General features: G+C 33.4%; 9 protein-coding genes. 6 read left to right on the plus strand and 3 right to left on the minus strand.

Annotation, left to right across the window (positions count from 1 at the left end; all coding sequences use genetic code 11):
- Positions 1-108: 108 nt before the first annotated feature.
- The 6 genes from ACQKP0_RS12465 (at position 109) to ACQKP0_RS12490 (ending at position 9,602) form a co-directional block, all read left to right on the plus strand.
- The gene (locus ACQKP0_RS12465; protein WP_427406177.1) at positions 109-2,415 is read left to right on the plus strand and encodes an AAA family ATPase; all 2,307 of its coding nucleotides are present in this window, start codon (positions 109-111) and stop codon (positions 2,413-2,415) included.
- Positions 2,416-2,419: 4 nt separating this feature from the next.
- Positions 2,420-3,667 carry an McrC family protein gene (locus tag ACQKP0_RS12470; protein WP_427406178.1) on the plus strand — a complete coding sequence of 416 codons (1,248 nt, stop codon included), beginning with the start codon at positions 2,420-2,422 and terminating at the stop codon, positions 3,665-3,667.
- A gap of 347 nt (positions 3,668-4,014) precedes the next feature.
- The gene (locus ACQKP0_RS12475) at positions 4,015-4,848 is read left to right on the plus strand and encodes a hypothetical protein (protein WP_427406179.1); all 834 of its coding nucleotides are present in this window, start codon (positions 4,015-4,017) and stop codon (positions 4,846-4,848) included.
- A gap of 548 nt (positions 4,849-5,396) precedes the next feature.
- Entirely contained in the window at positions 5,397-6,722 is a 1,326-nt protein-coding gene (locus ACQKP0_RS12480) for an Ig-like domain-containing protein (protein ID WP_427406180.1), read from the plus strand.
- Positions 6,723-7,069: 347 nt separating this feature from the next.
- The gene (codB, locus tag ACQKP0_RS12485) at positions 7,070-8,344 is read left to right on the plus strand and encodes a cytosine permease (RefSeq protein ID WP_427406181.1); all 1,275 of its coding nucleotides are present in this window, start codon (positions 7,070-7,072) and stop codon (positions 8,342-8,344) included.
- Positions 8,334-9,602, plus strand: a complete 1,269-nt coding sequence (locus tag ACQKP0_RS12490; protein ID WP_427406182.1) for a cytosine deaminase — start codon at positions 8,334-8,336, stop codon at positions 9,600-9,602. The genes codB and ACQKP0_RS12490 overlap by 11 nt, the downstream gene beginning before the upstream one ends.
- 248 nt (positions 9,603-9,850) lie before the next feature.
- Here the strand turns inward: ACQKP0_RS12490 and ACQKP0_RS12495 are convergent, their stop codons facing one another.
- The 3 genes from ACQKP0_RS12495 to ACQKP0_RS12505 all read right to left on the minus strand — a co-directional run bounded on the left by ACQKP0_RS12495 (position 9,851) and on the right by ACQKP0_RS12505 (position 12,583).
- Positions 9,851-10,324 (minus strand): hypothetical protein, encoded by a 474-nt coding sequence (locus tag ACQKP0_RS12495; protein ID WP_427406183.1) that lies wholly within the window; start codon positions 10,322-10,324, stop codon positions 9,851-9,853.
- Between the two features lie 341 nt (positions 10,325-10,665).
- Positions 10,666-11,496, minus strand: coding sequence for a sulfite exporter TauE/SafE family protein (locus ACQKP0_RS12500; protein ID WP_427406184.1), 831 nt, complete (start codon positions 11,494-11,496; stop codon positions 10,666-10,668).
- Positions 11,497-11,701: 205 nt separating this feature from the next.
- The gene (locus ACQKP0_RS12505; protein ID WP_427406185.1) at positions 11,702-12,583 is read right to left on the minus strand and encodes a LysR family transcriptional regulator; all 882 of its coding nucleotides are present in this window, start codon (positions 12,581-12,583) and stop codon (positions 11,702-11,704) included.
- Positions 12,584-12,791: the final 208 nt, after the last annotated feature.

Below are 12,791 nucleotides of genomic sequence, written 5' to 3' on the forward strand. Positions count from 1 at the left end.
TTATTAAAAAATTTAATATTTTACCTTTGACTTATATAAATAACCATTAATGTTAGATAGAATTATAGTATATTGTATTTTTATGTATAGAAAAAGGAGGTATGCAAATTGCAAAAAATATTTTTCGGAAAATTCGGTAAAGAAAAACCCGAACAAATAGAAGAAAAATTTTATGCCGCGGGTCCAGAGGGGAATACTTGGTATGGAGGAATTGAGCCTAGGGATCTTGTCTTCCCGATTTTTAATTCACAGATTAATGCACTTTGGAAGGTAAAGGAGTATGGAGAGAAACCAAATAATATTCACAAAGAAGATAACTGGGCTGTTTTATTTGATGAGGTTAAAGTTTTTAAAAATCCTATTACTGTTCAGAAGTTTATTAAGTATCCATACTTTGAGTACGATATAAATCTATTAAATAAAATTTCAAAGGCAACTAAGGGATGTGGTTTTTTTGAGTTAACACTTTCCAATGATGCACCCAATAATCCAATAAATTTTCTTTTTGAAAGTGAAAGGAAGATTTTCATTTCATTAGAAAATACTTTATTAGAACCAAAAGAGAAAGATTTGAACATATTAATTAATAGCGATTCCCGAATTGATAGCATAAATATTTTTCAGAACGGTCTATGGGAACCATATAGTCCTCTTCAAAATTTATATGATCAAAAAAATCAAATTAAGTATTCTTTGAAGGAATTGTTAAAATATGCAAAGGAAGAGGCTCCGAATAAGGAAAAATACTTAAAAAGTGTTTTATCAGAGTTAGATGATAAAGGATATTTCATTGTTGATAATCCTATTCAGTTTTACGATAATCTTTTGGTCGGTAGAAGAGTAACACCAAGAAATCCCCTGATCGAGATGGAAGGTTCGGAAGAACTGAAAGATAATATGCCTGATGATCTTGATGATAATTTTGAGGAACTAGACGAATATAAAATATATGCAAATCTTTTAGAGTATAACCCGAACTTAATTTTATATGGGCCACCAGGTACGGGTAAAACCTATGCTACAAAAAAGATCATTGAATGCTTCGAGTCCAAGCGAAATAATAATTATGTGAAGTTTGAAACTGTTGAAAAGGAAGAGAGAGTTAAATTTGTTACTTTTCATCAATCATACTCATATGAAGAATTCATAGAAGGAATCCGTCCTCAACTAAGTAGTGAAGATCAAAACGATTTAAAATATAAAATTGAAGATGGGATTTTAAAAGAATTTGTAGAGTCTGCGTCTACTCAATTGTTAAAAGCAGATATACACTCAGATGAAATCCAACTGATTCGCGATTCTTCAAAAATTTGGAAGGTTTCATTGGGACAACGAAACAGTGAAAATATTTATAAAGAATGTAAAGGACAAAAAGTGATTGCCGTTGGATGGCTTGATGATCAAAATTTAACGGATTTTTCATATGATGATATTTTTTTAAGTTTAAATAAAGAAAGATCTGATGATGAACCAGAGCCACTTCAAGATTCGAGTAGTTTAGATAATTTAGTGAATCAAATGAGCATTGGTGATATTGTTTTAATCTATGATGGTCGATCAACTATTCGGGATATCGGAATAATTAAAAGTGATTATAAATATAATACGAAACTAACTTATCCTCATACAAGAGAAGTAACATGGATAAAGGAGTTTGAGAAACCAGTAGATATATATGAACTTAATGGCCGCAAGAATTTAACGCTAAAAACGATATATGAATTATCAAGAATAACTATATCGGATGTTCTAAAACTTGTTCATGGGGAGAATAAAGATAAACTACAAGTATCATCTAATGAAATTAAGCCTTACTATTTGATTATCGATGAAATCAACCGAGGAAATGTTTCTAAAATATTTGGGGAATTGATCACATTAATTGAAAAAGATAAGCGGGATAGTGTATTTGTTACGTTACCGTATTCAAAGAAGCCTTTTACTATACCTGAAAACTTGTATATTATTGGTACTATGAATACAGCTGATCGTTCAATATCTATGCTAGATACCGCATTAAGAAGACGTTTCGTATTTAAAGAGGTAGAGCCTGATCCAACAATTTTTATTAAACCTTTTTTAAATATTAGTTCAAAGGTCAATAATTCTGTCGAATTAGATAAATTATTGGACGTTCTTAATAAAAAGATTACATATCATCTAGATAGAGATCATCGAATAGGGCATTCATATTTTATGGATATTATTACTCTAGAGGATTTGTATAAGGCTTGGAATTATAAAATCATTCCTTTATTAATGGAGTATTTTTATCATGATTCAAAAACTATTAAAGAAATTATCGGTACCGGCTTCTTCAATGATTACGGTGGTATTAAGTTTTTAAGTATGAAATCGCATCGCGATCAATTATCTGATTTTGAACAAGCTATTATGGCTGTTTATTTGGAGTAAAAAGATGAAATCTACAAAGATGATTACAATGTTTGAAGACCGTACAAGCTATGTCGATCTTACAAATGAACAAAAAAATGAGCTTCAGTCCCTTGAATCTATTTGGGGTAGTCAAAATTTAATTTTACGTGCAGATAATAGACTATTGTTAAAAAAATATGTTGGTTTCGTTGCATCTAGAAATTTGCATCTCCAAATTCTACCGAAAATTTTTCGTGATGAAAATTTAGAGAATATAGAAATAGAAAAGGAACAATCTATTCAATTATTATTTCGACTACTCTCATTTTCTAACTATTTAAAAGTAAAAGAACTGCCAACGCCGATGATGATTTCTAAATATCATAATGATATACTAGAGGTCTTTATTGGAATTTTTATTAGGGAATTTCTAAACGAATATAAATTGAATGTTCACCGCCAATATGAATCAATTGAAGAAAATATTCAATTTATTAAAGGTAAGATCTTATTCCAAAAATCATTGTTAAGGAATCATGGACTGAATCATCAACATTATGTGAAGTATGAAGAATTTACTGAGGATACTTTATTAAATCAAATTTTTAAAACTACAATTGTAAGGTTATTAGGAATAACAAAAATAGCAGAGAATAAGAAATTGTTAAAAGTAGGACTACTATATCTACAAGATGTACAGACAATTAACCTAAATAGATCAATATTTAAAAGGATACAATTCAATAAATTAAACGCTCAATATCTGCCTATATTTAATTTAGCTAAATTGTTTTATCATAATCAACAAGCTGGCTTTTCTAATGGACCGGATTATACATTTACATTTTTAATCCCCTTGAATGAATTGTTTGAATATACGGTTTATAAGATGTTGTCAAAAATTGAAGGGTACTCTGTATTGTATCAAAAACCTCAAAAATACTTGGACGAAAAGAAAAAATCTTTTAAGTTAAAACCAGATATTACCATTTACAGAGACGATAAAATCCAAGTGATTGTTGATGCAAAATATAAAAATCCTATCCGTGGCTTTAATGTAAATGTTTCACAAACTGATATTTATCAAATGCTAGCATATGCTCTTGCTTACAATTGTAAGAAGATTTTTTTGATATATCCAGTGCTTCGAGTAAACCAAAAATTTGAAAATCCTTTAGAAGAGTATGAAATAGAAACAGAGAATGGAGTAGTTAAAATATTTATACTTCATGTTGATATTTGCAGAAGTAACTTGGATGAAATATTAAATGATTTAATGGAATATTTATAAATAAATTGAGTAGGATAAATGGAAGCTTTGCTGCTTTTATTCTACATGATAAATGTTCCGTTACTCATAGAATTTTTAACAGTAAGCTTCCAAAATGAACACATTCTTATTTATATTAGCAATTTAATATGTATATTGGTCATTAGTTTTCCGTATAAATAGTCAAGGTGAACCGTATCTAACCAAGTGAGGTTTTTCATTTTTTAAGCACTTACTGTATGAGTGAGTGTTTTTTTAGTTTACGAAATGTTTAAAAAAATGTAAAAAAATTTTCAGAAAAACATGTAAAAATTTAATGGGGAAATTATACATAATCTAACCAAGTAGAATAACTAAAGGAGGACAATATGAGCAATTTAGGAAAGTATGAGCAAATGCCACTAACATTTGAAAAGTTAAAAAAATTAGAGATGGTTCTTGAACAAGAAGGATATTCTTTAGATGATTTGGGTCTTTTCTTAGAGTCCGACTACGATCCTTATATTGTTACTCCCTATGATGTCATTACATTTGCAAGTATAGGTTGTGATGGAATACATTTTGGTTTGTTAACTGACTTTGGAACAGTTTCTGATTTAGAGGATGCTTTTGTTGTATGTATTAGTCCAATGGATTTTGGTTCACATATAAAGATTGTTGCTAGGAATATAAGAGAGTTTGTTAGTTTAATTTGTACAATGAAAGATGCAGGAACTATTTCTAACTTTAATTATTTTGAAGATAAGGAAGATTATTTAAACTTGTTTAAACAACTTAAACAAGAAGAAAGTGAAATTGAGGAATTTGTAAAAAGAGCTAACTATGTAGTAGAAAAGGTAATAAACACTATTGGATGTGAAATAATTGATGATGTATACCATTACGTGGAAAGAAAAGTAATGATAGAAAGAGAGCAACAAACACTTTTACCAACTCTTGACGGTTTAGGGATAACAGCTTTGGAAAATGCTAATAGAGACCATAGTATCTACAAACTTGAAGAGGATATGAATATTAACCTAAATGAAGTGAAAAATTTTTTTAATACTGCAACAATAGAAAGTAAACTAGCTTTCATACGAGATGCCCAATTTACTTGCTTGATTTCAGATGATATAGAGTTAAAAGAATTGGTCATTAATGAAATGATTAAATTAGGTTTAAATGATGAAGTAGAGAGATTAAAAAATATAGACGATTAAATGCTATAAAAATAATTGTTATTAAACTACTAGTTCTTTTTTTAAAAGAAGAGTTGGAATTAAACTAGAATACTTTAAGATTATCAAAGAATGAGTAGTTATTTGTTTTTAAACATTGATATTATACTTTATTCTCAAATTTAACTATGTTCTTTGATGATATTCAACGAACCGTATCCAAATTAATGGCAATAATTTCATACCCCTTAGTTTTAAATTTCATTTTAATCGTTCTACAAAATAAAAAAAGCAGCCAAAGGACTATTAATGAACAGTCAGAGGCGGCTTTTTTGATGTTACAATTCTCCAGAGATAATAAATCTTTCTCGGTTTTTTTTAAAGTTCCTTTACATATTTGTTTAATTTTTGACAGTGCTAAGCATTATTTTTAATAATGTTACCTCTAAGTCTTGCCCTTTTGTTTTTCATATACCACCGACAATATAGAATCTTTCGTACATCGCCCCGCCAATTTTCATAAAATTATTTGTTTTTAATTCATCAAAAACTGAATATATTTGTAAAAAAGAAGGGAGGGAGTAAGCAAAATGAAGTTGAAAAATACCGCGAAAATTTTTGTATCATTGTTAATCATGTTTAACCTTATTGGATTATCTGTTCAAGCAAGTACAGGGGATCGGCAAACACCGTACTCCTCGTTTAAAAAACACAAGATAACCTATCAGTACGATTCGTTTTATCCAAAGAGAACGATGGAGTTGCAGCTGAAAGAAATTTATAATGGAGACGAAGCTAATCGAATCATTCATAATGAATACAAGGAAAATCCTCAGCCGAAAGATGATGAAGAGTGGATTTTAATGAAATTTCATATAAAATATGCTTCCGGACCTGAGGAATTACTTCAAATAGGCGACTTTATTTCTAGTTATACGGATCAAAATTTCTTCACACCAGATGGAAAGCAAATTAAAAACCCTGGGCCAGCGCCTTTATTTTTTGATGAATTTGCTGGCTATGATGAATTCTCAGTAAATTTATACCCAGGGGGTGAATCAGACGTCATTTATCCCATTCTCGTAAAAAAATCAGTTGGTGGATTTCCCTTGATACGAATTAAAACAAACTCAGAAAATAATGTTGATTCATATGCTTGGTTCAACACAAATCCAAATTATGTGGAGCCTATTGATGCAACGAGCGTGAAATTGAATAAAACAAACACTCGCCTAGGTGTCGGAACCTCTGAAAAACTCACTGCAGTCGTTCGACCAGAAAATACCACTAATAAAAAAATTACTTGGGCAAGCAGCAATAGTACTGTTGCTAAAGTCAATACTGACGGAACCATCATAGCTATAAAAGCTGGTAGTACAAAAATTACAGCGAAAACTTCCAATGGGAAAATTGCAACTTGCAGTGTAACGGTAGTTCCCGTCATTAGCGTTGTTTCAAGTGAAGGGAAATCCGTTGCTAATAAAGCTGTTTTGAATAAAAATATGATCGTCAATGTAACGAATAATAAATTAACATCAAAGATCGTTACAAAAAATGGAGGTACTATCCCTTGGCCATCCTCTAACACATTTACGAAAGACGGAAATTACAAAATAACAGTGAAGGATGACTACGGAAAGACATACACATATAGTTTCACGATTGATAAAAAACCACCATCAGTCCCTACCGTAAATAAAATTACAAGTAAAACCACATACGTTACCGGAAAAGCCGAAAAGGGTGCGACCGTATATATTTACAAAGGGAGCAAATACCTTGCCAAAGGCACTGCAAGCACAAAAGGAACGTACAAAATAAATATAAAAAAACAACCGAAGGGAACGAAACTAGAAATCTTTGCTAAAGATGTTGCTGGCAACAAAAGCAAAACTAAAACCATCAAGGTACAGTAATAATACTATCGGTATCATTAACGGTGTCAGGCACCATGTGAAAAATTCACATAGGTGCCTGACCGTTTGTTTAGTAATTTTGGGATGACAGACCAACGATTTTGTGCAATAATATTCTTAATTAAATACTGGTACCTTTAATTCAGTCCAGAGAGGCTGACAAGGACAGCGGAAATAATGATTCATTGCTTGGATAGCCTATGTGAAGGATATCCGAGGTTCATTATGTAGAAAAAGCTTCTTGTCAGGATATTGGCAAGAAGCTTTTTATTTTCCTACTCGTCTAAAGTAATCGAAGTTTTCTTCGGTACCAGTTTCGAATCAACTAACTTATTGGGGGAATTGGTATGTCAAATGTAGATAAAGAATTCTCGTTTCAGGCAGTGCCTCAGGCGAACCGAAATGGATTTTGGAAGATTCTTGCGGTCATGCTTTCTTTCACTTTTTTTTCAGCAAGTATGTGGTCTGGTGGGACATTAGGAAGCGGGTTGACGTTTGTCCAGTTTATTTGGATTGTATTAACAGGGAACTTCATCCTAGGCTTATATACAGGTTCATTGGCTTATATTGCAGCAAAAACAGGGTTATCAACCCATTTGTTGACGAAATATGCATTTGGCGAAAAAGGCTCTTATTTATCTTCATTTTTATTAGCTACAACCCAAGTAGGGTGGTTTGGTGTCGGTCTTGCGATGTTTGCTGTTCCAGTTGAAAAGGCGACTGGGATTAATGTTTATGTATTAATTATTATTTTAGGATTAATGATGACAGCGTCAGCGATATTTGGAATAAAGGCTTTAACCGTATTAGGATTTGTCGCAGTTCCCGCAATTGCTATTTTCGGAAGTTATTCAATGTTTGATGCAGCTGGAACAATCGGGGGGCTTCAAGGCTTGCTCGCCTATGAACCAACTCAGACAATGGGACTTGCAGCAGCATTAACCATTTGTATCGGTTCTTTTATTAGCGGTGGTACGCTTACTCCTGACTTTGCCCGTTTTGCTAAGACATCACGTTCAGCTGTGACGGCGATTGTGATTGCTTTCTTTCTTGGAAACACACTGATGTTTTTGTTTGGTGCTGTAGGGGCCATTGCTTTTGGAAAATCGGATGTTTCGGATATTATGTTTTTACAGGGGCTCATTATCCCTGCCATCATTGTCCTCGGCTTAAATATTTGGACAACAAATGATAGTGCGTTATACGCTTCAGGATTAGGCTTTGCCAATATTACGAAAATATCGAAGCATAAAGTGGTTGTCTTTAACGGAATTATCGGTACAATTGCAGCTATGTGGCTTTATAATAACTTTGTCGGATTTTTGACGATTTTAGGCTCCGCAATACCATCGATTGGAGCGATTATCTTAGCAGATTATTTTATTTTAAAACGTGGAAAATACGAACCATTTGAAAAGATGACATTTAAAGCAGTTAATTGGGTTGCAATCATCGCATGGGTAGGTGGAGTTGTCATTGCAAAATTTGTACCAGGCATCCCTCCAATCAATGCAATATTAGGGTCTGCCATTATTTATGTCGTTGTGATGAAATGTCTGCCTCAGAAAAAGGCATCCATGAGTAAAATAAATGATAAGGGCGGGGTAATCAGTGATTATTAAAAATGCAAAGCTTAGAGGAAAAGATGGACTTTGGCACTTATTAATAGAAGACGGCAAGTTCAATAAAGTGACGCAAACACTTGGAGATATTGAAGGGAAAGAAATCATTGATGTGAATGGTTCGCTTGTCCTTCCTCCGTTTATTGAGCCGCATATCCATTTAGATACAACTTTAACAGCCGGTGAACCGGAGTGGAATAAAAGTGGCACCTTGTTTGAAGGAATTCAAAGATGGGCGCAACGAAAAGAAACATTAACAAGGGATGATGTGAAAACAAGAGCTAAAACGGCATTAAAATGGCAAATTGCTCAAGGGATTCAGCACGTCCGCACACATGTAGATGTAACAGACCCAGAGCTCACAGCTTTAAAAGCAATGCTGGAAGTAAAGGAAGAAATGGCATCCTTCGTAGATATTCAACTTGTTGCTTTTCCACAAGAAGGCATCCTTTCCTATCCTAATGGGGTCGAATTGCTTGAGGAATCATTGAAGATGGGCGCAGATGTAGTAGGTGGTATTCCTCATTTTGAATTTACGAGAGAATATGGAGTGGATTCATTAAAAATAGTCTTTGACCTCGCTGAAAAGTACAATCGATTAGTAGACATTCATTGCGATGAAATTGATGATGAACAATCACGCTTTGTTGAGGTTGTTGCAAAAGAGGCATACGAACGTGGAATAGGTACGCGCACAACAGCGAGTCATACAACGGCAATGGGCTCTTACAATGATGCCTATACGTATAAATTATTCCGCCTATTAAAGCTTTCTTCCATTAATTTTGTATCGAATCCACTAGTGAATATTCACCTTCAAGGGAGATTTGATACGTATCCAAAAAGAAGAGGTCTAACACGGGTAAAAGAGTTGCAAGAAGCTGGGCTAAATATTTGCTTTGGCCACGACGATATTTTTGACCCATGGTATCCACTAGGAACAGGAAATATGCTTCAAGTATTGCATATGGGTATCCATGCTTCGCAATTAATGGGCTATGAACAAATTGTCAATTCCATTGATTTAATCACGAAAAATAGTGCCAAAACACTACAAATTGAAGAGAATTATGGAATTGAGGAAGGTAAACCAGCTAATTTCATTGTCTTGTCTGCAGAAAATGAATATGAAGCCATTCGCAAGCAAGCGGTCGTTACGTATTCCTTTAGAAATGGAAAGCTGATTGCCAAAACAAAGCCAAGTGAAGCAACAATCACTTTAGATCAAATGGAAGAGAAAGTTCATTTTAATAGGTAGGAAACAATTATGCGCAACTTTAATAGGGTTGCGCTTTTTTGTGGGACAGGCACTACACTCTATAACAAGATGCCAAAAAGATTATTTACGAAAAGAGAACTTTTACCCGAGTTTCAATGGGATCAATTAACCTTAATTAGAAAATAAAAAACGCTTGGGGTATTTTAAATAATCCTAAGCGTTTTAACTCAAAGTCCAGTTCTTCTTCAACTAAAACACTTCGTTAGTGAATGAAAGAATGTTTACTATCACTGAATTAAGACATTTCCTACATATTGAGCACTTCCTGACGATGTTATATATTCAACTACTAAAACATAATTTCCCTTGTTAGTTGGGAATCGAAATTCTCTAGAATCATCCATTTTGAGTTCAATTTTTTGTCCGTCTTTTAATAAGGAAGCCGTTATTTCTGGGTCTGTCCATATATCTCCACCATTTTCTTCGTTCTCTTTAAAATCTAAAAAAACTTTTTGGTTAGCAGACACCCTTATTTCATCTTGTGATAATCCGAATTCCCGAATATCAGCTATTGTTTGTTGTACATCACCACTGGATGAGCTCCAACTGATATTTGCTTCTGCTAATTGCTTAGAAAAAAAATTACCATCATCTAAAGATAAATGAGCCGTTGGAACGCCAACATCATAATCTTCTCCTATGCATCCTGTTAATGTAAAAGCCAAAAATAATACCGTTAAAAATTTCAAACACACATTCATTTCGCACCCCCTAATTTTACTGTTACGAAATACATCTGTTTCACTTCTTATTGAACAATCTTTTTCCCTTTATTAGTACATTTTTCATATTCTTATTTTAACATAAAATGACAAATGGTCTTTTGAAAAAAGAGACGGCTCTCGAACTTCCTTAGTTGGAAGCACAAGAACCATCCCTTCTTAATAAATAAAAACGGATCGTATGTGCTGAGATTATCATACACGGTTTTCATAATACTAGGAGGTGTGTTAACACAGCCTCCTGAACCTTGAGTAAGATAGGCATTTTTTGACCAGTTCGTAATAATAAAACTTTTAACCATTGGGTATGACAAATATTATCAACTTAAATACATACGAAAGCCGATTACAATTAACAGGATGGAAAGCATTTGAAGAATCACTTTCCCTGGAATCTTCTTAGAAAGAAGGACACCAATTTGAGAGCCAATAATGACACCTAAACCTCCCCATAATACGGTCATCCAATCAATACTGCTATAAAACATTTGTGAAATGACCCCGACAGATGAATAAAGTGTTAAAGAAAAGATAGATGTTGCTGTTGCAATGTGAGTTGATACTTTAAAAACATAAATTAAAATGGGGACAAGTAGCCATCCACCACCGATTCCAAGGTAACCAGAAAGAACACCCATAAGGAAACCAAGTGGAATGATCCATTTCATTGGAAGACGTGATTTCTCTTCGGTGGGCGATGTTACTGTGGATACCGCATGGACCTCATCGGAGCGTCCTTCTCTACTCAATCGATGGTCCTTTTTCCTTTTTAAAATGACTAAGTGGGAATTACTAGCAAATAAGAAAACTCCTAAAGCAACTAAAAGAGTGGCAAAAACTACATAGAAATAACTTGATGAATAGATTTGAAGAAGCCATACACCAAGCATGGAACCTGGAAGTGCACCGAGACTCAATGTTAAACCTGTATGATAATTGATTCGTTTTTGTTTTGCATAACCAATTACACTTGATAAAGAGTTAATCAATACGATGACAATTCCGGAACCAGCTGCTAATGAAGGATCCATATGAAACAAAAGTAAAAGTGCTGGTACAAAAATAAATCCTCCTCCAGCTCCAACGATTGTTCCATAACCACCCGCTATTATGCCAACTGCAAGAAGTAATAACCCCGTAGTAAATTCCATCATCGTGCCCTCCTTTTCCTTATAATTTAAGGCTAACAAATGAATGTAGAGATGTATATTTGAATAATTTTATAGGCTATAAGCAAATGTAATACCTACTGGATAGGTATGATTAAAATACGTCCCATTTAAAAAAAGAGAAACAGCAAAAAAGCAGACTAAATCCTAAATCGAAATTTTGTCTGCTTAAAAAACTAATATCGGTTTACTGTCGAATAAAATTAATAAAATACTTTAATCCCGACTTTTTAAATCGATGGGATTTCTGTACCATCCACAAATCTCTTGAAATATGAAAATCAGATATTTTTACTTCGTGCAGTGTTCCATTTTTTAGTTCCTTTGCAACTGTTAACTTAGGGAGAAAACTGACACCTAAGTCTACTTCCACTGCACTTTTTATGGATTGATAACTTCCAATCTCCATGGCACTTTTAATGTTTTCTAGCACGGCGTATTCATTCAGTGCTGATTCAACGATCTGACGTGTACCAGAATCCGATTCTCTCCAAATCATATTTTCTTCTGGAAGTTCCTGAATATGAATCTTATCTCTGTTACTCCAATGATGAATAGGAGAGGTGACAAGAATTAGTTCGTCATCAGTAAATTTTTCTATGATAAGATTTTCGTTTTCTATCACACCTTCTACAAAGGCTATATCAATATCGTTATTTTCTAGCTTAGATAGAATAGTAGGAGTATTTCCAATGGATAAATTAAATTTTAAGTTCGGATAGCTTCTGCTGAATTCTCCTAATAATCCAGGTAATAAGTACTCACCAATCGTTGAACTTGCCCCTATGTAAAGTACAATTTCTTGATTGCCAGTTAATTCTTGAATGGCTTCAAAGGAACGTTTAGAGTACTCCACTATTTCCTTGGCATATGGGTAAAGAGTTTCTCCTGCCTTTGAAAGGGTTAGTTTTCCGGACGTTCTCTCGAAGAGTTTAGCTCTATACATTTCTTCTAATTGACGAATTTGCCGAGTAACTGCGGGTTGAGAAACAAAACTTAGGCGTGCTGCCTGACTTATACTTCCTTCCTCAACTACTAAACAAAACATTCTTAAACTTTCTATGTTCATTGTAAATCCCACCTTGGTATGCATTTTAAAGAAACTGAATGGAGAATTTGGCTTAATGGTATGATAAAAAGTTAATTCTAGTAGAAAATGAATATATTTTTTTATTTTTTAGTGGATAAAAGCAACATGCTAATCTATTTGAGTTTTTTTGAAAAGAAAAGAGACGGCTCTCACACTTCCATAGTTGGAAGCACAAGAACCGTCCTAC

This window comes from Heyndrickxia sp. NPDC080065, from assembly GCF_050281185.1.
Taxonomy (GTDB): Bacteria; Bacillota; Bacilli; order Bacillales; family Bacillaceae_C; genus Heyndrickxia.